The 21,928-nt window shown below is 74.4% G+C and carries 18 protein-coding genes and 1 pseudogene; 8 read left to right on the plus strand and 11 right to left on the minus strand.

Going from position 1 to position 21,928, the window contains the following annotated elements; all coding sequences use genetic code 11:
* Positions 1 to 102 precede the first annotated feature (102 nt).
* Positions 103 to 2,745 carry a beta propeller repeat protein gene (locus AQJ66_RS28860; RefSeq protein WP_061927939.1) on the plus strand — a complete coding sequence of 881 codons (2,643 nt, stop codon included), beginning with the start codon at positions 103 to 105 and terminating at the stop codon, positions 2,743 to 2,745.
* A 34-nt stretch (positions 2,746 to 2,779) separates the two neighbouring features.
* Here the strand turns inward: AQJ66_RS28860 and AQJ66_RS28865 are convergent, their stop codons facing one another.
* On the minus strand, positions 2,780 to 3,100 hold the full coding sequence (locus AQJ66_RS28865; RefSeq protein ID WP_061927941.1) for a hypothetical protein: 321 nt from the start codon (positions 3,098 to 3,100) through the stop codon (positions 2,780 to 2,782).
* 320 nt (positions 3,101 to 3,420) lie between these two features.
* Positions 3,421 to 4,425 carry a Ppx/GppA family phosphatase gene (locus tag AQJ66_RS28870; RefSeq protein WP_061927943.1) on the minus strand — a complete coding sequence of 335 codons (1,005 nt, stop codon included), beginning with the start codon at positions 4,423 to 4,425 and terminating at the stop codon, positions 3,421 to 3,423.
* Between the two features lie 148 nt (positions 4,426 to 4,573).
* Between AQJ66_RS28870 and AQJ66_RS28875 the strand changes: the two genes are divergently transcribed.
* Together AQJ66_RS28875 and AQJ66_RS28880 are read left to right on the plus strand one after the other, a co-directional pair.
* Entirely contained in the window at positions 4,574 to 5,746 is a 1,173-nt protein-coding gene (locus AQJ66_RS28875) for an FAD-dependent oxidoreductase (protein WP_061927945.1), read from the plus strand.
* Positions 5,747 to 5,787: 41 nt separating this feature from the next.
* Entirely contained in the window at positions 5,788 to 6,612 is an 825-nt protein-coding gene (locus tag AQJ66_RS28880) for an inositol monophosphatase family protein (RefSeq protein ID WP_061927947.1), read from the plus strand.
* A gap of 21 nt (positions 6,613 to 6,633) precedes the next feature.
* Here AQJ66_RS28880 and AQJ66_RS28885 read toward each other — a convergent pair.
* Positions 6,634 to 7,047 (minus strand): annotated as a pseudogene (locus tag AQJ66_RS28885) (amidohydrolase); the annotation flags it as partial.
* Positions 7,048 to 7,061: 14 nt separating this feature from the next.
* Between AQJ66_RS28885 and AQJ66_RS39075 the strand changes: the two are divergent.
* Both AQJ66_RS39075 and AQJ66_RS28890 read left to right on the plus strand, forming a co-directional pair.
* Positions 7,062 to 7,232 carry a hypothetical protein gene (locus tag AQJ66_RS39075; RefSeq protein ID WP_159052659.1) on the plus strand — a complete coding sequence of 57 codons (171 nt, stop codon included), beginning with the start codon at positions 7,062 to 7,064 and terminating at the stop codon, positions 7,230 to 7,232.
* Between the two features lie 368 nt (positions 7,233 to 7,600).
* Entirely contained in the window at positions 7,601 to 9,880 is a 2,280-nt protein-coding gene (locus AQJ66_RS28890) for a catalase (protein WP_061927951.1), read from the plus strand.
* A gap of 69 nt (positions 9,881 to 9,949) precedes the next feature.
* Here AQJ66_RS28890 and AQJ66_RS28895 read toward each other — a convergent pair whose 3' ends face one another.
* The 8 genes from AQJ66_RS28895 to AQJ66_RS28930 all read right to left on the minus strand — a co-directional run bounded on the left by AQJ66_RS28895 (position 9,950) and on the right by AQJ66_RS28930 (position 17,669).
* Positions 9,950 to 11,617: a PP2C family protein-serine/threonine phosphatase gene (locus AQJ66_RS28895; RefSeq protein ID WP_061927953.1), complete on the minus strand. Its 1,668-nt coding sequence runs from the start codon at positions 11,615 to 11,617 to the stop codon at positions 9,950 to 9,952.
* Positions 11,601 to 12,656, minus strand: a complete 1,056-nt coding sequence (locus AQJ66_RS28900; RefSeq protein WP_061927955.1) for an ATP-binding SpoIIE family protein phosphatase — start codon at positions 12,654 to 12,656, stop codon at positions 11,601 to 11,603. Before AQJ66_RS28900 ends, AQJ66_RS28895 begins: the two co-directional genes overlap by 17 nt.
* The gene (locus AQJ66_RS28905; protein ID WP_061927957.1) at positions 12,653 to 13,099 is read right to left on the minus strand and encodes an anti-sigma regulatory factor; all 447 of its coding nucleotides are present in this window, start codon (positions 13,097 to 13,099) and stop codon (positions 12,653 to 12,655) included. The genes AQJ66_RS28900 and AQJ66_RS28905 overlap by 4 nt, the downstream gene beginning before the upstream one ends.
* Positions 13,099 to 13,476 (minus strand): STAS domain-containing protein, encoded by a 378-nt coding sequence (locus AQJ66_RS28910; protein ID WP_061927959.1) that lies wholly within the window; start codon positions 13,474 to 13,476, stop codon positions 13,099 to 13,101. Before AQJ66_RS28910 ends, AQJ66_RS28905 begins: the two co-directional genes overlap by 1 nt.
* Positions 13,473 to 14,366: an STAS domain-containing protein gene (locus AQJ66_RS28915; RefSeq protein ID WP_061927961.1), complete on the minus strand. Its 894-nt coding sequence runs from the start codon at positions 14,364 to 14,366 to the stop codon at positions 13,473 to 13,475. Before AQJ66_RS28915 ends, AQJ66_RS28910 begins: the two co-directional genes overlap by 4 nt.
* A 267-nt stretch (positions 14,367 to 14,633) precedes the next feature.
* Positions 14,634 to 15,113, minus strand: coding sequence for an SRPBCC family protein (locus tag AQJ66_RS28920; protein WP_061927963.1), 480 nt, complete (start codon positions 15,111 to 15,113; stop codon positions 14,634 to 14,636).
* Positions 15,114 to 15,244: 131 nt separating this feature from the next.
* The gene (locus AQJ66_RS28925) at positions 15,245 to 16,429 is read right to left on the minus strand and encodes an acyltransferase family protein (protein WP_061927965.1); all 1,185 of its coding nucleotides are present in this window, start codon (positions 16,427 to 16,429) and stop codon (positions 15,245 to 15,247) included.
* 349 nt (positions 16,430 to 16,778) lie between these two features.
* Positions 16,779 to 17,669, minus strand: a complete 891-nt coding sequence (locus AQJ66_RS28930; RefSeq protein WP_061927967.1) for a hypothetical protein — start codon at positions 17,667 to 17,669, stop codon at positions 16,779 to 16,781.
* A 259-nt stretch (positions 17,670 to 17,928) separates the two neighbouring features.
* On the opposite strand from AQJ66_RS28930, the gene AQJ66_RS28935 reads away from it, so the two are divergent.
* The 3 genes from AQJ66_RS28935 (at position 17,929) to AQJ66_RS28945 (ending at position 21,813) form a co-directional block, all read left to right on the plus strand.
* Positions 17,929 to 18,366, plus strand: coding sequence for a Fur family transcriptional regulator (locus tag AQJ66_RS28935; protein ID WP_061927969.1), 438 nt, complete (start codon positions 17,929 to 17,931; stop codon positions 18,364 to 18,366).
* Between the two features lie 32 nt (positions 18,367 to 18,398).
* The gene (katG, locus tag AQJ66_RS28940) at positions 18,399 to 20,630 is read left to right on the plus strand and encodes a catalase/peroxidase HPI (RefSeq protein ID WP_061927971.1); all 2,232 of its coding nucleotides are present in this window, start codon (positions 18,399 to 18,401) and stop codon (positions 20,628 to 20,630) included.
* Positions 20,631 to 21,210: 580 nt separating this feature from the next.
* Positions 21,211 to 21,813: an Rv1733c family protein gene (locus AQJ66_RS28945; protein WP_061927973.1), complete on the plus strand. Its 603-nt coding sequence runs from the start codon at positions 21,211 to 21,213 to the stop codon at positions 21,811 to 21,813.
* Positions 21,814 to 21,928: the final 115 nt, after the last annotated feature.

A 21,928-nucleotide genomic window follows, 5' to 3' on the forward strand; every position in this document is an offset into this window, starting at 1 on the left:
CAGGTTCTCGTCAAAGTTTGGCCAAGCAGCGGACATTCACCCGCACACATGATCGGGTCTCCTGCGTCGGCCGTGTCGATGCCCGTTCCGGGAGGTCCCCAGGTGTCCGTACCCAACCGCAGCAGACGGTGGCTCACCGTCTGCGCGCTCACCGCGTCCGCCGCGCTCGTCGCGATACCCCCGTCATCAGCCTCCGGACGCGGGGGCACCAGCCCCTTCGGCGTCCGGACCCTGGCCCAACTCGCCAAGGAACGACAGCAGTCGGTGGGGGCCATGTCCCCGCACCTGCAGGCCGACGACGACGGCGGCAACGAGGCGGACGAGATCGCCGAGGGCGCCGACCAGTACGCCGAGGCCCGCACCTCACCCGGTGTCATCGCCCCCGGCGCCTACGGCGCGGCCTGGCGCAGCCTGCAGAAACTGCACGGCACCGGCGGCAGCTGGCGGGACATCACCCGGCTGCCCTACAACTCCGACGACGCGCGCTACCGCGACATCGACTCCAACTCCGGCGGCGGGTCCGGCAACGTCACCGGCCGCATGGCCGCCCTCGCGGCCGACGACGACGGCTACGTCTACGCGGGCAGCGCCGGCGGCGGCGTGTGGCGCTCGCACAGCGGCGGCGGCCACTGGCAGCCCATCAGCGACCGGCTGCCCGCCCAGTCCACCGGCGCCCTCGCCCTCGACGGCGCGGGCCGGCTGTGGCTCGGCACCGGCGAGGCCACGACCAACGCGGACGCCTACCTCGGCAGCGGCGTCTACGTCCTCGCCCACCCGCACCACGGCACCTTCTCGGCGCGGCGACGGGTCGGCGGCGACGAGCTGGACAGCACCACCATCCACGAACTGCGCTTCGGCGGCGGCACGGTGTGGGCGGCCACCAGCGAGGGCGTGTGGAGCCACTCCACGAAGAAGCTGAGCGGCCCCTGGAAGCAGGAGTTCGCACCCAACCCGGACTACCTGCCGGGTGGTTCGAAGGCAGACGACCCGAACGCCCCGTACAAGAACATCGCCAACGACATCGCGATCGACCCCAAGGACCCCTCCAAGGTGGTCCTGGCCGTCGGCTGGCGCAGCGGCGACGACTACAACGGCTTCTACACCAGGACCGGCGGCACCTGGACCCGGATCACCAGCGGCCTCGGTGACCTCCCGGCCGACGCCGACAACGTCGGCAACGTCACCTTCGCCCGCTCCGCCGACGGCTCCCGCTACTACGCCATCGACCAGTCGCCGGAGCAGCTCAACACCAACCCGGACAGCGGCCTGGAGGGCATCTACGTCTCCAGGTCCGGCTCCCCGGCCGGCCCCTGGACGAAGATCGCCGACTACAAGGGCCTGGCCGCCGACAACTCGGCGCTGACCTCGCCCGGCTACATGCCCGGCGTGCAGGCCTGGTACAACCAGTTCCTCGCCGTCGACCCCGCCGACCCGCAGCACGTGTACGCGGGCCTGGAGGAGGTCTACGAGACCCAGGACGGCGGCACCACCTGGTCCACGGTCGGCCCGTACTGGAACTTCGGCTTCTCCTGCTGGAGCATCGACCCGGCCAAGCAGACCGGCGACTGCCACCAGACCACCCACTCCGACCAGCACGGCGTGGCGATCGGCCGCTACCACGGCAAGCCGTACGTCTACGTCGGCAACGACGGCGGTGTCTACAAGCGCCCGGTGCGCGGCGCCCAGGACAGCGACGGCCACGCCACCGACTGGTCGTCCCTCAACGACGGCACCATCGACGCCCTGCAGTACTACTCGGTGGGCGTCGGCAACGACCCCGGCCACCGGGGTGTCGCCGTCACCGGCGGCCTCCAGGACAACGGCCAGTCGATCCTGCGCAGCGACGACAAGGTGATGGGCTCCAACTTCGGCGGCGACGGCGGCGACACCCTCACCGACCCGGCCAACGGCTGCAACATCGCGCAGGAGTACGTCTACCTCGCCGTCCAGGTCACCCAGAACTGCGCGGTCAACGACGGCGGCTGGACCACCGACCCGAGCAAGGCCACCTCCTACGGCGTCGCCCCGCCCGACAACGCCACCAGCGAGGCCCGCTTCATCGCCCCGCTCACCACCGACCAGAAGAACGGCTCCACCTGGATCGCCGGCGGCCGCCACATCTGGGTGCAGACCCATGGCTACGCCATCCGCAGCGGCTCGGAGTGGACCAGCGTGCACGACCTCGGCAAGGGCCGGGCCGCGACCGCCGTCGCCGCCTCGGGCGGCAGGATCTACGCCGCCTGGTGCGGCCCCTGCAACAACCAGGGCTTCGCCCGGGGCATCGCGGTCGGCAACGCCGACGGCACCGGCTGGCACGACATCGCGCTGCCGGTGGACGGCACCGTACCCAACCGCTACCTCAGCGGCTTCGCCGTCGACCCGAAGAACGCCGACCACGTCTTCCTCGCGGTCAACGGCTTCTCCCGGCACTGGACCGAGGGCCCGGGCGCGGGGATCGGCCACGTCTTCGAGTCCACGGACGGCGGCACCACCTGGAAGGACATCTCGGCCAACCTGCCCGACGTGCCCACCGACGCCGCGCTGGTGACCGCGAAGGGCGGCCTCGTCGTCGCCACCGACCTCGGCGTGGTCTACCGGGCGCCGGGCAGCACGGCCTGGCAGCGCGTCGGACAGCTGCCGGCCGTCGCCGTCCTGCAGCTGAAGACCAGCCCCGACGGCCGCACCCTGTACGCGGCCACCCACGGCCGCGGCCTGCGCACCATCCGGATGCGCGACCTCGACTGAGCGCTCCCGCCCGCGACGAGAGGTGGCCTCCGGGTCACCCCTCCCGCGGGTACGGCACCACGTCCACGTCGAGTGTGAACGCGACGCGCGGCGCCCCCGCCACGTCCGGTGCCTTCGCGGAGGCGGTGACCACGGCGCGACCGCCCCGGGTGCCCGCGCAGCGCAGGCCGGCGCGCGCGCCGCCGTCGGCGGCCGGGTGCCAGCCGGACACCATGACCAGGGCGGGGGCCGAACTGAGCACCCCGGTCCACCGCTTGTCGTCCGCACGGGTGCGCAGCACCAGGGTCACCACGGTCCCGGGCCGCACACACAGCCGCCGCCGGACCGGATCGCCGGGGGAGACGGTGACGTCCACGTGCCCTGCGGCACAGCCCCGGTCCGGCGAGGGCGCCCCGTCCGCGGACGCCGAGACGCCGGCGGACGGGGACCCAACGGGAGACGCCGGGGTCCCTGACGCCGGGGCCGGGGACGACGGCCTCGGCGAGCGGCCCCCGGACGGTGTCCCGCCCGCACTCGCGCCCGTCCCCGCGCCCGAGCCGCCGGACGTCCCGCATCCCGCCAGCACCACGACCGCGGCCACCACGCATCCACCGGCCCACCACCGCATGCCCGCACCTCCCCGCCTCTCCGGTACGCCTCCCAGCATGCCCCGGCGCGAGCCGCGGTGCCGCCCGCTCAGCCGGGCCGCGTGGCGATGCGCAGGGCCGCGGCCCGGGGCGGTGCCGCCGTCTCGGGGTCCACGGAGGTGTCCGCCCACCAGTCGGCGCCCTCCTCGATGTAGCGCAGGAGGACCCCCTCGCGGATCGCCCACGGGCAGACGACGACCCGCCGTACGCCCATGAGCTTCAGCGCGGTGTGGCCGACGACGGCCCCGGCCAGGCTCTGCGCCGCGCGCGGCGCGGAGATGCCGGGCAGCTGCGCGCGCTCGGCCGCGGGCAGCGCGGCGAGGGCGTCGATCGCCCCCAGCAGGTCCTGGCGCAGCATCTCCCGCCGCACGAACGGCCCGTGGCGCCCGGGTGGCACCCCGCACAGCCGGGCCAGCTGCTGGAACGTGCGCGAACTGACGGCCGTGGTGCGCGGGCTCTCCCAGCGGATCCGGGAGGCGACGTCCCGCAGTTCGTGCCGGACCCTGCGGCGCAGCGCCTTCAGCTCCGCCGCGGTCGGCGGGTCCGTGGCGAGCATCTCCTGCGTCAGCCGGTTCGCGCCCAGCGGCAGCGAGGCGGCGAAGTCGGGCAGCCGCCCGCGCCCGAAGGCGACCTCCAGGGAGCCGCCGCCGATGTCGAGCAGGGCGAGGGGGCCCGCGTTCCAGCCGAGCCAGCGGCGGGCCGCGAGGAAGGTCAGCTCGGCCTCGGTCTCACCGGGCAGGGTGCACATCCGGATACCGGTCCCCGTCCACACCCGGCGCAGGACCTCCTGCCGGTTGGGCGCGTTGCGCACCACCGCGGTCGCGAACGCCAGGGGCCCGGAGGCGCTCCACCGCTGGGCCGTACTGCCCGCCGCGGCCACCGCCTCGACGAGCTGCTCCACCGCGTCCGCGCCGAGGGAGCCGTCGGCCCCCACCTGTTCGGACAGGCGCAGTTTCCACTTCACCGTGTGCACGGGCAGCGGAACTCCGCCCTCCACATCCGCGATCACCAGTCGGACCGTGTTCGACCCCGCATCCACCACGCTCACCCGCATGGGCCCGACGTACCCACTTCGCGGCCGACGACTCCACCCCGCACCCCGCCGCCCTGAGGATGTCCGAATCCAGGCGTACCGCTTCCCCCTCGGACCGCCGCCTCCCTTGTAGGGTCACCGGCGACGGCGGAGCGGACGGGGGACCGGGATGGCGGCGCGGAGCGTACTGGTGGCCGGCGGCGGCATCGCGGGCACGGCCGCCGCCCTGGGCCTGCACAAGGCGGGGTACGACGTGACCGTCGTCGAGGCGCACCCCGACACCGCCGAGGACATCGGCGCCTTCCTGACCCTGGCGAGCAACGGCATGCGCGCCCTGGCCGAGCTGGACGCCACGGACGCCGTCACCGCCGTCGGGTTCCCGCTGACGGTGCTGCGCCTGCTGGACGACCGGGGGACCGAGATGGCGCACGGCCCGCTCGGCGCGGCGGACGACCCGGCGCTGCGCTACCGCTGCCTGCTGCGCGGCGAGCTGAACGCCGCCCTGCAGGCCGAGGCGGTCCGCCGCGGCATCCTCCTGCGCCACGGCGCCCGCCTGACCTCGGTGACGGACGCTCCCGACGGCGTCACCGCGCACTTCGCCGACGGCACGACCCTCACCGCGGCCCTGCTCGTCGGCGCGGACGGCCTGAACTCCACCGTGCGCCGGACCGCCGTGGCCCCGCGGACGCAACCCCGCTACGCGGGACAGCACGTCTACTACGGCTACACGGACGGCCATACGCACGCAGCCACGGACGGCCCTCCCACGCCCCCGGACACCCGCGCCATCACCATGGTGCGCGGCAGCGGCGCAGCCTTCGGGTACGCGGTGTCGCCCGCGGGCCGGACGTACTGGTTCGCCCGCGTCGCGGGGGACCCGCTGCCCGTCGGCGGGCCCGGGCACCGCACCGCCCGCGCACTGCTCCCGCTGCTGCGCAAGGACCCCACCCCGGCCGCGGGCATCGTCGAGGCCTGTGCCGGCCCGGTCATGGTCACCAACGCCACCGAGATGCCGCTCGGCACGCCCTGGCACACCGGCCGCGTCCTCCTGATCGGCGACGCGGCCCACGCGGCCTCCCCGGCCACCGGCCAGGGAGCCTCGATGGCGCTGGAGGACGCCGTCGTGCTCGCCAAGGCACTCAGGGACAGCCCCGACCCGCACACCGCGTTCGCCCGCTACGAGCACCACCGCCGACCGCGCGTGGAGCACAACATCACCGTCAGCGGCGCCCTCTCCCGCGGCACCCGCACCACCCCTGCCGACCGCGGCGACGACGACACGCTCACCGCTCAACTCGCCTGGGACACACCGCTGCCCGCCGCTCCCGGCGAGCACGCCTGAGCCGGACTCCCCGCTCCGGGGCCACCGGTTACCCTGCCCGCATGCCGATCGACAACGGGGAAACCGATGCCCAACTGGCGCTGAGAGCCGCGCAGTCGGGCGCCGACGTGGTGCGCGCGATGTACGGCGGGCCGCTGGCCCGCTTCGAGAAGTCCGCCGGTGACTTCGCGACCGCCGCCGACATCGAGGCCGAGAAGACGATCCTCGCTGTGCTGCGCGGCGCCCGGCCCGGCGACGCCGTGACGGGGGAGGAGAGCGGCAGCACCGGCGCGACGGCGGCGCCGCGCCGGTGGCTGGTCGATCCGCTGTGCGGCACCCTCAACTACGCCACCCGCTCCCTGCTCGTGGCGGTGAACGTGGCGCTGCGCGTGGACGGGGAGATCACGGCGGCCGCGACCGCCGACCCGTTCAGCGGCGAGGTGTTCTGGACCGACGGGCACCGCACCCTGATCCGCCGCGAGGGCCGGGACGAGGAGCCTGCGCCCTCCGCGTACTCGCGGCTGGTGGACGTCAACCTCGACCCGCCGTTCCCCAACGCCCCCGGCTTCCGGGCGGTACGGCTCCTGGCCGACCCGGACTTCGAGCGGCTGTTCCGGCCCCGGGTCGTCTCCACGACGCTCGCGGTGGCCTGGGTCGCCGCGGGCCGCCGGGCCGCCTACGTCACCGACGGCGACCTGCGCGACAGCGTCCACTTCTCCGCCGGCATCGCCCTGTGCCGGGCCGCCGGCTGCACGGTGACCGACCTCCGCGGCCGGCCTCCGCACAGCGGCGACGGCGGGCTGATCGCGGCCGCCGACGCCGGTACGCACGCGGCGCTGCTGGAGATGGCCGGACGTCGGAGCGCGCCGGGCACACCGGGTGTCTGACGCGAAACGGGGCCGTGCGTCTCAGGGCCCGGTGGCGTGCCCCGCCCAGGCACGCGTGCGCAGGTCTTTGTCGTCCAGCACGTCCAGGGTCGTGGCGGCCAGGGCCTCCACCACGGACAGCAGGACCCGGCGAGCGCGGGGGGAGGCGGCGGCCTCGGTGAACTCCGGGGTGCGGTCGGACCCGTCGGCGTCCATGACCGCCACGAACGGATGGATGGCGGGCACCCGGGAGCTGACGTTGCCGATGTCGGAGGAGCCCGGGTAGACGCCGGGGGCGGGCGGGGTCAGCGGGGTGCCGGCGCGGGCCAGATGGGCGGCGAACCGCTCGGACAGCACCTCGCTGTCGCGGAAGTGCTCGTGGCGCACACTCGCCCGCTCCACCTCGTACGACGTGCCGGTCGCCCGGGCGACGCCCTCGGCCGCCGTGTGCAGCCGCGCCGCTGGCCGTCTTGGCACCCGGCGAGGTGATCACGGCGGAGGTCCTGAACGGCCTGCGCAGCGGCATCGGGCACGGCTTCCCGGTCTCCGACTCGGCCGACCCCACGCTGCGGACCCTGCGGGTCCTGGCCGCCCCCCCGAACGGCGGTGTCCGAACTGCGCGATGCTCGCGCGGCGCCTAGGGTTTCGCATGCGGGCGGACCGGTGGCCGCCCGCCCCCGGGTCGAGCAACGGCCCTCCTGCGAACGACCCTGCGCAGGGGGGCCGTTGCCACCCCCACCCCGCTGGTCTCCGGGCCGAGGAGAACGTCCGAAAGGCCGGCCGTGCCGCCTCGGCGGCACGGCCGGCCGACTTCACCCCCACGGGAAACACATGATGTTCCCCTGTTTCGGACGCCCCGGCCCGGGGACCTCGGTGTGGGACGCCCGGCCCGCCGGCCCTCAGCTGCCCCGTCCGGCCGCCCCCGTTCGGGCGTACACCGGTCCGCCGTGTGCCCATCGTCCCGCCCCGCCCGTCCGAGCACCCCGTGACCAGCGAAGGAATGGTAGTGATGAGCGAGACCAACCCCCTCAAGCGTGCGGCGGACAAGGTCGCCCAGGCGATGCAGGGAGACGGCACGGGACCGGAGGACGGCATCCCCGGCAAGCCCGGCCCCGAGTCGCCGCCCGTCGCCGAACCGACCGAGCCCCGTGAGCCGCTGCCCCCGAAGCCCGAGCAGACCGGCCCGGACACCGTCTCGCCGACCGGGCAGCCCACCGGCGCGGACCAGGCCCGGATGGCCCAGAGCGGCAGCTACCTCACCACCGCCCAGGGCGCGCGGCTGTACGACACCGACCACTCGCTCAAGGCAGGCCGCCGCGGCCCGGTGCTCCTGCAGGACCATCACCTGCGGGAGAAGATCACCCACTTCGACCACGAGCGCATCCCCGAGCGCGTGGTCCACGCCCGCGGCGCGGCGGCGCACGGCACCTTCACGAGCTACGGCACGGCGGCCACCGTCACCAAGGCCGCCTTCCTCGCCGAGGCCGTCGAGACCCCGGTCTTCGTCCGCTTCTCCACGGTGCTGGGCTCGCGCGGATCGGCCGACACCGTGCGCGACACCCGGGGGTTCGCGACCAAGTTCTACACCAGTGAGGGCGTCTTCGACCTGGTCGGGAACAACATGCCCGTCTTCTTCATCCAGGACGCCGTCAAGTTCCCCGACGTCATCCACGCCGGCAAGCCGCACCCGGACCGGGAGATCCCGCAGGCGCAGAGCGCCCACGACACCTTCTGGGACTTCGTCACCCTGCACACCGAGGCCACCCACCACACCCTGTGGAACATGTCCGACCGGGGCATCCCGCGCTCCTACCGCACGATGGAGGGGTTCGGCGTCCACACCTTCCGCCTCGTCGACGCCGAGGGCAACACCACGCTGGTGAAGTTCCACTGGAAGCCGAAGCTGGGCGTGCACTCCCTGGTGTGGGAGGAGGCGCAGATCATCAACGGCGTCGACCCGGACTTCCACCGCCGGGACCTGTACGACGCCATCGAGGCGGGGGCCTACCCGGAGTGGGAGCTGGGCATCCAGACCTTCCCCGACACCCCCGACCAGATGTTCGAGGGCATCGACCTGCTCGACCCGACGAACCTCGTCCCCGAGGAACTCGCCCCCGTGCAGCCCATCGGGCGACTCACCCTCGACCGCAACCCCTCCAACTTCTTCGCCGAGGTCGAGCAGGTCGCCTTCCACCCCGGCCACCTCGTCCCCGGCATCGACATCACCGACGACCCGCTGCTCTCCGGGCGCCTGTTCTCCTACCTCGACACCCAGATCAGCCGGCTGGGCGGCCCCAACTTCGCGCAGATCCCGATCAACCGCCCGCACGCCCCCGTCAACGACATGCTGCGCGACGGCATGCACCAGACGGCCGTGCACCGGGGCGTCGCCCCCTACCGCCCCAACTCCCTCGACGGCGGCTGCCCGTTCACCGCCGGCGCGGACATGGGCGCGTACGTCGAGACGCCGGTCCGGGTCCCGGAGGCGACGAAGGTCCGCGAGGCGCCCGAGACGTTCCAGGACCACTTCAGCCAGGCCCGCCGGTTCTGGCTCAGCATGAGCCCGGTGGAGCGCGAGCACATCATCGGCGCCTACACCTTCGAACTCGCCAAGTGCTACGAACAGGCCATCCGCGAGCGGGCCCTGCAGGTCCTCGCCAACATCGACGCGGAGCTGTGCACCGGCGTGGCCGCCGGACTCGGCCTGCCCGCCCCCGAACCGACCGTCCCGCTCGCCGACGTCGCGCCCAGCCCCGCCCTCTCCCAGCTCGGCCACACCTGGCCCACCGAGGGACGCGTCATCGGCATCATCACCGGCCCCGACGGCGACCTGGACGGCGTACGCGCCGTACGGCAGGCGGTCCTGGACGCGGAAATGGTCCCGCTGATCGTCGCTCCGGCCGGCGGCACCCTCGGCTCCGGCCCGGACGCCGTGACCGTCCAGCGCACCTACGCCACCGCCCGGTCCGTGGAGTTCGACGCCCTGCTGCTGGCCGGCACGCCGGGGGTGGGGAGCGACGCCTACGGCTCCCGCGACGCCAAGGCGGGCCTGCCCACCGCTCAGCAGGCGACCGCCGACCCGCGCGTCGGACTGCTGCTGGGCGAGGCCTTCCGGCACGGCAAGGCCATCGGCGCCGCGAAGGCCGCCGAGCAGGTCCTGGAGGCCGCCGGCATCCCGGCCGACGCGCCCGGCATCGTCCTCGGCGACAGCGCGACGACCGCCCTCCAGCAGGTCACCCAGCTGCTCGGCACCCACCGGGTCTGGGAGCGTTTCCCCGCCGCCGCCTGACCCGCCCCCACCCGGCGCCGGCCCCCACCCCAGGGGGCCGGCGCCGGGCCGTTCAGGACGGCCGCGTGCTCAGGACGGCCCGGTGCGGCACAGCAGCAGACAGACGTCGTCGTCGTGTTCGGAGTCGTGCAGCATCGGCTTCAGCAGCGACTCGGCCGCCGCGTCCAGGTCCTCCAGCTCCGCCGTGTCGAGCGCCCCCAGCGCCCGGGCCAGCCTTTCGATGCCCGCGTCGATCCCGGCGGCCCGCCGCTCCACCAGGCCGTCGGTGTACAGCGCCAGCGTGGACCCGGCCGGCAACCGCGCGGTGTGCTCCTCGTACTCGTGGGCGAGCGGAACGCCCAGCATGATCCCCGGTCTCGCCTGCAGCACCCGCACCCTGCCGCCGGGTTCGCGCACGATGGCCGGCGGATGCCCGGCCGCGGCCCACACCACCGTGGGATCACCGGGGGTGAACCGGGCGATCGCACAGGTCGCGTACAGCTCCGGCTGCTGGTGGCGCAGCATGCGGTGCAGCAGGGTGAGGATCCGGGCCGGCCCGTTGCCCTCGACGGCGTACGCCCGCAGCGCGGTGCGCAACTGGCCCATGATGACCGCCGCCCGCAGCCCGTGCCCCGTGACGTCCCCTATCACCGCGAGCACACTGCCGTCCGGCTGCGGGAAGGCGTCGTACCAGTCACCGCCGATGTTCAGGCCGTGCGTGGCGGGCACGTAGCGCGCGGCCAGCGACAGGTCCGGCGTGCTGGGCAGCTCGGTCAGCTGGGCCCGCTGCAGCGCCTCGGCGACGTGCCGGTGCTGCTCGTACTGGCGGGCGTTGTCCAGCGCGATCCCCGCCCGCCGCGCCAGTTCGAGCAGCATGACGGTGGTGTCCTGGTCGAAGCGCTCCCCGGGCGCGGCCAGCGTCAGCACGCCCTGCACGGTGCGCGCGCCGAGCGGCAGGCACAGCAGCGGCCGGTCCAGGGAGAGCGCGGAGGCCGGCAGGTCGTCGACGCCGGGCAGCTCGCCCGGATGGCCGGCCGCGTGCTGCGGGCGCCCGGTGCGGGCGGCCGTGACCGCGGCCGCCGGGCGGCCGCCCGGCGGGGCCTGCTCGTCGTCGAGCAGCCAGACGTCGACGTGGTGCGCGTACTCGGGTACGAGCAGGCCGGGCAGCCGGCGCAGGATGTCGTCCTGGTCGAGCGAGGCGTTCAGCGCGGCGCTGGCGTTCGCCAGGAAGGTCAGCAGCCGGCGGGCCCGCTCCGCGGCCGCGCGCGCGGCCCGCTCGGCGTCGAGGAGTTCGCGCTGGGCCAGCGCGGCCGCCTCCAGTTCGGCGTGCAGCGCCAGCACGCCCTGGTTGGTCTGGTGCAGCTCCTCCCGGTGCAGGCCGACCAGTTCCTCCGCCTCGGCCAGGCTCTCCAGGACGGCTGCCGTGTCCGCGTCGGCCTCCAGCAGCGCGCCGGCCAGGTCGGCGGAGCCGGGCAGGGGCACCGGCACCGGGCGGGGGCAGGCCAGCGACCGCTCCCAGTGCGCGGCCCGGCCCACCGGCCGTACGGCGACGTGCAGACGGTCCGCCTCGGCGCGGACGTCGACCCGCGCGCCGCCCTCCCCGGTGCAGCGGCGCAGGTGCGCGGTGAACGCGGTCAGGAAGCGGGCCCGGTCGCGCGCGGGCACGCCGGCGTCCGCCGTCAGCCGCGCCAGCAGGGCGCGGGCGCGGGCCGCGTCGGCGGTCGACGCGATGGTCCAGGTGTCAGAGGCGGCTGTCATGGGTGCTGGTCCGGCGGTCGGGGCCGAGTACGGCCACGCTGGTGTCGTCACGTACGGGGCGGGCGGGGCTGGCTGCGTCACGCAGGATCGTCGCGGCCACCACCGTCGGGTCGTGGCCGAGCAGCCGCTGGTCCTCGGGCGGCGACCAGCGGCTGGGCAGCCCGTCGCTGTGGACCACCAGAAGACTGTCCGCGTGCCACGGCACCCGCCGCAGCGGCACGCGCGCCGGGAAGTAGGCCCCGACGATGCCCGGATGGGAGACCAGCGACGACCAGGTGCCCGCGGTGCGCAGCCGGGCGCCGACGTTGCCGACCCCGGCGAAGCTGAGCTCCTGGCGGTGGGTGTCCACCTGGGCCACGAAGGCGGCCGCGCCCCGCGTGGGCCGCAGGGCCGTGTTCAGCCGGCGCAGGATCTCCAGCGGCGGCAGGTGCGCGGTGCGGCCCAGCTCCCGGACCGCCGCGGCGGAGGCCTGGGCGGCCTTGGCACCGTGGCCGAGGCCGTCGGCCAGCAGCAGCGTCAGCAGACCGTCGGAGCGGACCCAGCTCCAGGCGTCCCCGGACTCCTCGGCCCGTCCGAGCGCCACGGTCACCCCACCCGCCGGCACCTCCGGCCCGCGCTGCGCCCGCCCGGCCGGTGCGCCGTCGATCCGGGCCGTGGCCACCGTCCCCCGGCCGGGGGCGCTGTGCAGGTGGAAGGCGTTCGCTATCCGCCGGCAACTGCCGAGCCCCGCGCCGAGGGAGGCCTCGGCGGTGCTGTAGCCGTCGCGCAGCGCGGCGTCCACGTCGGCGATGCCCGGCCCGTGGTCCAGGGAGCACAGCTGCACGGACTCCGTCCCGGCCGGGCCGTCCACCAGGTTCACCACGATCAGGCCACCGCCCGCGTGCTTGAGCAGGTTGGTCGCCAGTTCCGTGGCGACCAGTTCGGCGGCCGCCGTGCGGTTCCGGTCGAGCCCCGCCCGGGCGCCCGCCGCCCCGGCCGCGACCCGCGCGTCCCGGATCCGGGTCGAGTCGTGCACCGGGATCTCCCAGACCCGGCTCATCCCACCCCCGTACGGGAGGAGGGCACCGGCGTGACCCAGGCCACGGCCGTGACCGTGGTGCCCCGGCCGGGTTCGGTGTCCACGGCGAACTCGTGCACCAGGCGCTTGGCGCCGCTGAGCCCCAGCCCGAGGCCACCCCCGCTGGTCCAGCCGTCGGTCATCGCCAGGTCCAGGTCCCGGATGCCGGGTCCCTCGTCGGTGAAGCGCATGCGCAGGCCACGGGTGCGGCCGTCGTCCAGCGGGGTGATCTCCACCCGGCCGCCGCCGCCGTGCACCAGCGTGTTGCGGGCCAGCTCGCTGGCCGCGGTGACCACCTTGGTCTGCTGCACCAGGCCGAAGCCGAGCTGCGCCGCGCACTGCCGCACCTGCTGCCGGACCCAGGCCAGATCCGCGTCCGAGCCGATGGGCAGGCTGGTCGCGGACGCCTGACCGGAAGCGGGCATCAGGCCTCCCTCGGTGACAGCAGTTCCATGGCGCGGTCGACGTCCAGGGCGGTGACCAGGCCGGGGAGCGTGAGCCCCAGTTCGACCAGCGTGATCGCGACGGCCGGGCGCATGCCGGCGAGCACCGTGCGGGCCGCCAGCAGCCCGGCCGTCGAGGCGATCTCCGCGAGCACCCGCCCGAGGAAGGAGTCGACGATCTCCACACCCGAGATGTCGATCACCACGCCGGTCACCGAGCTGGCGGCGATGCGGTGGGTGAGGTCCTGCTGGAGCTGCTCGGCCATGCCGTCGTGCAGCTCGCCCTGCAGCGTGACCAGCAGGATGTCGCCCAGGGCCAGGACCGGCACCTGGGGAGAGGCGGGGAAGGGCTGGCTCACCGGGCGCTCGCACCGGCGTCCGCGCGGGAGACCTCGATGCCCTGCCGGCCGAGCGCGTAGGCGAGCGCGTCGGCCAGCGAGGCGCGGGTGACCACCGTGCCCAGGTCGATGCCGAGCTGCACGATCGTCTGGGCGATGGCCGGCCGGATGCCGGAGACGATGCACTCGGCGCCCATCAGCCGCGCCGCGGCCACCGTCTTCATCAGGTGCTGCGCGACGAGTGAGTCGACCGTGGGCACACCGGTGATGTCCAGGATCGCGTAACGCGCCCGCTGGTCGACGATCGCCTCCAGCAGCGACTCCATCACCACCTGGCTGCGCGCGCTGTCCAGGGTTCCGATCAGCGGGACGGCGACGGTCCCCTCCCACAACTTTATGACCGGCGTGGCCACTTCGAGCAGCTGCTGGCGCTGCCGCTCGATCAGGTCCGCGCCCTCGGTCAGCGCCGTCTCCATCACCACCAGACGCAGGGTGCTCATGACGAGGGTCAGCGCGAGGACGCTCTCGTGGGCATCCGCGGTGGACGGGTCGGGGAACTCCTCGCGCAGCAGCTCCACCGCCGGGCCGCGCAGGGCGGCGACCTCGTCGGCGATCTGGGCCGAGGTGCACCCCGTACGGGCCCGGGTGGCGGCCATCCCGCCCAGCTGCCGGCGGACCGTGGCGAAACCGGGAGCGCCGATGTCCTCGATGCGGCCGGTCGCCGTGACGTCGGACAGCGCGTCCACGACGGCCTTGCACGCCTCGACCGCCTCGTCGCGCGAGACGGTGAAGACCGAGCGGAACAACGGGGCGTCGGCCCATCGCTGGGCGATCTGCTCCCGGCGCCGTTCGAAGAAGCCGCTCACCCGCTGCGGCGCCGACCCGGCCGCTGCCTGCTCCGGCACGTCCATCTACTCCCTTTCCCACATGCCGCCGCCGACCGGACGGCCCGGTGGTACGACCGCACGCGACCGGCAGGCCCGAAGCGGCCGTACGGCCGGAACCTCCCGGACCGTCGCCCGCCCGCGTCCGCGACGGCGTTCTCCTGCATCGAGCGGAGCCCGGCGGCATGCGCCGCCGGGCCGGTGACGGAGAGGCGACTACCCCGGATCGGGGCAGGCTCTCCTCACTGTTACCGATGTCACTCGTGTGTGGGACGGGTCGGACGGGGGAACGGCTCAGGCCAGGCCGCCGCCCTGCGCCCCGCCGACCTCACCGCGCCACGCGCCGGTCTCCAGACCGCCGCGCTCCTCGATGAACTCCTTGAACCGCTGCAGGTCCCCGGAGACCCGCCGCTTGACGATGCCCAGCTTGTCGCCGACGGTCTCCGCCAGGCCCTCGGGCTCGAAGTCGAGCTGCAGCATGACCTGTGTGGTGGAGTCGTCGATCCGGTGGAAGGTGACCACACCGGCCTGCTTGGCCTCACCGTCGACGGTGGTCCAGGCGACGCGCTCGTCCGGCCGCTGCTCGGTGATCGCCGCGTCGAACTCCCGCCGCACCCCGCCGACGTTCGTCACCCAGTGGGTGAGGGTGTCCGAGCGCTGCTCGATGCGCTCCACCCCCTCCATGAACTTCGGGAAGGTCTCGAACTGCGTCCACTGGTTGTAAGCGGTTCGCACGGGAACGCCGACGCGCACGGATTCCTCGACCTGCGACATGAAAGAACACCTCTCGTCCGGACTTGCGTGTGCAAGGACCGGGTTCCTTCTCGCGGCCGGACCATGCCTCCGGAAACATCGGCGATCTTTTCCGGGGTCACGGTCCGGCCGGGGCCGGGGAGGCGCCGCCGTCAGTCGCGGGCAGCCGGAGCCTCCCGGCTCAGGGGAGCCGCCTCCCGCTGCGGGGCGGGCGGGGTGCCCGGGCGACGGCGACGCAGCAGCAGGCGTCGCGCCGGGCGTTCCACCGCCTCGTACAGCACCCAGGACAGACCCAGGGACACCGTGAACGCGACGGCTGTGACCGCGAGGCCCGCGACCACTCCGAAGTGCGGCTTCGTGCCCAGCAGGATGGTGCCCGCGCGCAGCACCAGCAGGTGGATCATGTAGTACGCGAACGACAGTTCCCCCAGCCGCACCAGCCGTCGGTGCCGCCAGAGCGAGGGCAGACCCTTGAGGTCCGCCAGGGCCGCCGCCGGAATCAGCAGCGTGAACCCGGTGAGGGTGCACACCGTGGCGGGGTAGCCGGGCGTCACCTGAGGCACCAGGAAGTAGCCGATGATCGCCAGCGCGAGCGAGGCCTCCAGACCCGGCCCGCGCCACCGGCCGAGCAGCACCAGCCGGGCCGTCACGGCGCCGAGGACGAACTCCGGGAGCCGGGCCGCCGGGAAGGAGTAGAGCGACTCGCCCGTCCAGTGGTGGGCGTCCGCCCATGCCAGCACCAGCACCGCGAGCACCGACAGCACGCCCAGCACCGTCGCGCCGCGCGCACCGAGCCGGCGCAGCAGCAGGAACAGCAGCGGGAAGGCGGCGTAGAAGAACGCCTCGCAGGCCAGCGACCAGCTGACCGGGTCCAGGGTCTGCCACCAGGGCTGCCACCACGAGTGCAGCAGCAGCACGTTGGCCAGTGCCTGCCCGGCCGTCGGCTTCGGCAGGTGGGCCGGCGTGAACGCCAGGAGGAACGCGACGACCAGGGTGGCCAGGTGCACCGGGTAGATCCGCGCGATCCGCCGCCGCCAGAAGGCCGGAGCGCGGTCGCCGGGCCGCGCCGACCAGGTGAGCACGAAACCGGACAGCACGAAGAAGAACGACACCCCCGTGGCACCCGCCCCGAAGGCCCAGGTCACGATGTGCCCGGCGGTGCCGCCGAAGTAGCCGAAGTTGTTGACGTGCAGCCCGAAGACCAGCACCGCCGCCATCCAGCGCAGCCCGGTGAGGGACGGCAGGGAGGGTCTGGCGGCCGGCGGGGAGGATCCGGCCGCGGCCGCGTCGGTCCGGGCAGCCGGCTCCCGGGTCGCCCGGCGCGTCGCCGTGGTCATCCGATCACCTGCCGCAGAAGGTTGGCGTGGGGCATGAAGGGGAACCTTGCCCGTTCGCTCTCTCTCATTCACGTGACGTTGCCGACTTCACACTGCTGGCGAACGACGGGCTCCGCCGTATGCCACGGACCCCGGGCCGGGTGCACCCTTTCGAGTGACCTCGCTCCGCGCGGCCCGCAGGGGGCGTCGGGCACCCCCGCGCACCTCCGGCCGGGCGACGACCGTGTCCATGCGTCGGCCGGTGGCGAGTCGGCCGGCGGCCCGATGGCGCCCGGCACCGCCGCCCGCCGACGGCTGCCGGAAGTGAGCGGTTCCACCCGTGCGAGGCCGGCCGGGCCGCGGCGCGTCGTCAGTCGTTGCCGGAGGCCACGTCCTCGGCCCGTGCCGCGGCGTCCCGGGCCCGGCGCTCGGCCTCTCGTACGGCCTGTGCGGCCTTGCGGGCCCTGTCGCGGGTGTCCCGCTCCTCGGTCCGGGCCTGCCGTTGTTCCTCCTGGGCGCGCTGCAGCTCCGCGCGCAGCCGCGCCAGCCGCTCCTCCGCCCCGGCCGCCCGCCGGGCGGCCTCCTCCTCCTCCGCCTCGGCGGCCGTCGCCTCGCCCCGCCGGGCCCGCAGTTCCCGTTCGGCCTCGCGCGCCCGCTCGCGGGCCTCGGCGAGCCGACGGCGCCGCTCCTCGTCCTCCTCGGGCCCGGAGGGCTCGGCCTCGCGCACGGAGGGATCGGCGCGAGACGCCGGGGGAGTGGGCCTGCGGGCGACCGCGGCCTCGTCGGCCGCCGGGAACCCGATCGCCGCGCTGAGCGGCTTCACCAACCGCCCCGCCCCCCACTCCCGGGCGGCCTCCGGGTCCGCGAGCACGGCGTGCAGGGTCTCCTCCACCTCGCGCTGCACGCCCTCGCCGACCGGATGACCGGCCTCGGCGGCCAGCCGCCGCGCCTGCCGGCCGAGGGCGCCGATCACCTCGCTCTGCCGGCGCGCAAGCCGGCGCAACTGGGAGCCGTCCAGCTCACGGTGCGCCCGGCGCAGCTCCTCACCGAGCGCGAGCAGCGGCCGCACCTCCGCCGACCGCCGGCGGACGAGGAGGTTGCTGACCCAGGCGGCCAGACTCGGCCGGCGCAACGCGGCGATCTCCCTCGCGAGGGACCGGTCGCCGGACGAACGGGCCTGCGCGGCGAACCGGTCGCGAGCGGCGACGAACTCCTCGGGCCGCAACCCGTACAGCTCCTCGGCGACGGCGTCCAGCTCCACCTGCGTCCCCCTCGGGCATTCACGCGCCAGGTTCGGTTTCTCACCGGAATGGGAGGGTATGCCCCGTAAGTCCGTCCCCTCTCACCCGCTCACCCGTTCGCCCCACCCGCCGCCCGGCGCGCCGCCGACCGGGCGGCGGCGCCCGATGATGCGCTCGGCCAAGGCCACGCACCGGCGAACACGGGCCGAACGGCAGGAGGTCAAAATTGTATCGTTCGTTTTCTTGAATCCTTCGTGTTTATGGCTGTAGGTTCGCCTCATGACCGCATCCCAGACTCCGACGACCGCCGAGGAGCTGCGCGGCGCCGGCCTGCGCGTGACGGCGGCACGCGTCGCGCTGCTGGAGACCGTCCGGAGCGGTGACCACCTCGGTGTCGAGGCCGTCGCCTCCGGGGTCCGCGACCGCGTGGGGCACATCTCCCTGCAAGCCGTGTACGAGGCGCTGCACGCGCTGACCGCCGCGGGCCTCATACGCCGTATCGAGCCGGCCGGCAGCCCCGCCCGGTTCGAGGGGCGCGTGGGCGACAACCACCACCACGTCGTGTGCCGCTCGTGCGGCGCCGTCGCCGACGTCGACTGCGCGGTCGGCCACGCGCCCTGCCTGACCGCGTCCGACGACCGGGGCTTCGCCATCGACGAGGCCGAGGTCGTGTACTGGGGCACCTGCCCCGACTGTTCCACCGCACGTAGTTCCTGAGCACCGAGTTCCGTCCAGTCCGGAGGATTCCCATGACCGAGAACCACGACGCGATCGTCACCGACGCGCAGTCGGAGGAGGCGAGCGGCGGCTGCCCCGTCGCGCACGGGCGCGCCCTGCACCCGACCCAGGGCGGCGGCAACCGCCAGTGGTGGCCGGAACGGCTCAACCTGAAGATCCTTGCCAAGAACCCCGCCGTCGCCAACCCGCTGGGTGAGGACTTCGACTACGCCGAGGCGTTCAAGTCGCTCGACCTCCCGGCCGTGAAGCGGGACATCGCCGAGGCGCTGACCACCTCGCAGGACTGGTGGCCGGCCGACTTCGGCAACTACGGCCCCTTCATCATCCGGATGGCCTGGCACAGCGCGGGCACCTACCGCATCAGCGACGGCCGGGGCGGCGCCGGCGCCGGCCAGCAGCGCTTCGCCCCGCTGAACAGCTGGCCCGACAACGCCAACCTGGACAAGGCCCGCCGGCTGCTGTGGCCGGTCAAGAAGAAGTACGGCCAGAGCCTGTCCTGGGCCGACCTGCTGGTCCTCGCGGGCAACGTGGCCCTGGAGTCCATGGGCTTCGAGACCTTCGGCTTCGGCGGCGGCCGCGCGGACGTGTGGGAGCCGGAGGAGGACGTCTACTGGGGTCCCGAGACCACCTGGCTCGACGACAAGCGCTACACCGGCGACCGCGAGCTGGAGAACCCGCTCGGCGCCGTCCAGATGGGCCTCATCTACGTCAACCCCGAGGGCCCCAACGGCACCCCGGACCCGCTCGCCGCGGCCCGCGACATCCGTGAGACGTTCCGCCGCATGGCGATGAACGACGAGGAGACCGTCGCCCTGATCGCCGGCGGCCACACCTTCGGCAAGACCCACGGCGCCGGCCCCGCCGACCACGTCGGCCCCGACCCGGAGGCCGCCGGCTTCGAGGAGCAGGGCCTCGGCTGGCGCAGCAGCTACGGCACCGGCAAGGGCGGCGACACCATCACCTCCGGCCTGGAGGTCACCTGGACCCCGACGCCGACCCAGTGGGACAACACCTTCTTCGACGTCCTGTTCGGCTACGAGTGGGAGCTCACCGAGAGCCCGGCCGGCGCCAAGCAGTGGAAGCCGAAGGACGGCGCGGGCGAGGGCACCGTCCCGCACGCCCACGACGCCTCGAAGAAGATCGCCCCGAACATGCTCACGACCGACCTGGCGCTGCGCTTCGACCCGGTCTACGAGCCGATCTCCCGCCGCTTCCACGAGAACCCGCAGGAGTTCGCGGACGCCTTCGCCCGCGCCTGGTTCAAGCTGACCCACCGTGACATGGGCCCGAAGTCGCTCTACCTCGGCCCGGAGGTCCCGGAGGAGACGCTGCTGTGGCAGGACCCGCTGCCGCAGCGCGAGGGCGAGCTGATCGACGACGCGGACATCGCGGCGCTGAAGGCCAAGCTGCTCGACTCGGGCCTGACCGTGTCCCAGCTCGTCACCACCGCGTGGGCGTCCGCGTCCACCTTCCGCGGCAGCGACAAGCGCGGCGGCGCGAACGGCGCCCGCATCCGCCTCGAGCCGCAGCGCGGCTGGGAGGTCAACGACCCCGACCAACTCGCTCAGGTGCTGCGCACGCTCGAGGGCGTCCAGCAGGAGTTCAACGCCTCCGCCGGCGCCAAGAAGGTCTCCCTCGCCGACCTCATCGTCCTCGGCGGTGCCGCGGCCGTGGAGAAGGCCGCACAGGAGGCGGGCTTCGAGGTCCGGGTGCCCTTCACCCCGGGCCGCGTGGACGCGAGCCAGGAGCAGACCGACGCCGAGTCCTTCGAGGCGCTGGAGCCGACCGCGGACGGCTTCCGCAACTACCTCGGCAAGGGCAACCGCCTGCCGGCCGAGCACCTGCTGCTCGACCGTGCCAACCTGCTCACCCTGAGCGCCCCGGAGATGACCGTCCTCGTCGGCGGCCTGCGCGTCCTCGGCGCCAACCACCAGGGCACGCAGCTGGGCGTCTTCACCTCCACGCCGGGCTCGCTGACGAACGACTTCTTCGTCAACCTGCTCGACCTGGGCACGACGTGGTCGGCCACCTCCGAGGACCAGACCGCGTTCGAGGGCCGCGACGCCGCCACGGGCGAGGTGAAGTGGGCCGGCAGCCGTGCCGACCTGGTCTTCGGCTCGAACTCCGAACTGCGCGCGCTCGCCGAGGTCTACGCGGCCGACGACGCGAAGGAGAAGTTCGTGAAGGACTTCGTCGCCGCCTGGGACAAGGTCATGAACCTCGACCGGTTCGACCTCGTCTGATCCACTCCCGCAAGGCGTCCGGCCCGGCCTCCACGGCCGGCCCGGGCGCCTTCGCCGTACGCGCACCGCGCGATGTGCTCCTTCCCGGCCGCCTGCCGCCGCGCCTGCGCCAGGACCTCCAGCACGCCGAACCCGTCCTCGTGGAAGCGGGCCCGGACGGTCAAGCGCCCGGGGGACCGCGCCGTCCCCGTCCGGCCGGAGGGTCCCGGCCAGGAACAGGTCGTGGCGCTCGCTCAGGGCACCGGCCCCGGCCGCCCCCCCGCCTCCCGCCCCGCGGCAGCCGCGCACCCGCCGCCGCATGCCGCATGCACACTTCCGCCCGCGCCGCTCGCTCCCGTACTGCAACCGGGCGGCACCGGGTGCAGGATGGTGTCGTGACGCTCACGGGCCGGGTGCACGCACCCGCTCCGGACCCGCTCGCCGCCCGCCCGCGCGGGCCCGTGGCGGGCGGCGGGCGCGGCGCACGCGCGCCGTCCGGTCCGCCCCGTCGCGCGGGCCCCGATCCGGGCCCGCCGGGCACGCAGCGGGCCCGCACCCGCGCCGGGTGCGGCCGCCGGCGGGCGAGAGGAGGCGACGGCCGATGACCCGGACACCTCCCACCGCGGTCACCCGCGTACGGCTGTGGCGCTGGCGGCGCAACCCGCTGCGCCGGCCCAGCGACCTCGTCGAGGCCTGGGTCGTGCTCGCCACCTGGATCCTCGCCGTGCTCGGCGGCGCCTGCGCGGGCTGGGCGGCGGCGCACTCCGTGGACGCGGGCCTCGCCGCCCGGCGGGCCCAGGTGCACGCCGTGTCCGCGGTGCTCACCGACGCCGCCGTGCGGACCGTGCCCGACGGCAGCGGCTACGACGACGGCCGGGTGTGGGCCGTCGCGCGCTGGACCGGCCCCGACGGCTCGGTGCACACGGACCGGGCGAAGGTCTTCCCGGGAGCCCCGGCGGGCACCCGCGTCACGGTCTGGGCGGACCGCGCCGGCCGTTCGGTGCCGCCGCCCGCCTCCCGGGCCGAGGGCATGCTGCAGACCGTGCTGACCGGCATCCTCGTCGCCCAGGTGACCGGGACGGCGGTCTGGGCCGGTGGCTGGCTGGTCCGCGGCGCGCTCGTCCGGCGGCGGCTGACCGAATGGGACGAGGAGTGGAAGCGCGTCGAACCCGAGTGGCGCAACTTCAGCGGAGGCGGCCGCTGAGCCCCCGCGCGACGCCACACCGTCCGTTCATGTGACTGAATTTCGATCAAGTACGGAACCGACGCGAACGGATCGCGCTGCTCCTCCTACTCGGGGGCGCTGGGCTGGTCGTTCG

It is taken from the genome of Streptomyces bungoensis (assembly GCF_001514215.1).
GTDB lineage: Bacteria > Actinomycetota > Actinomycetes > Streptomycetales > Streptomycetaceae > Streptomyces > Streptomyces bungoensis.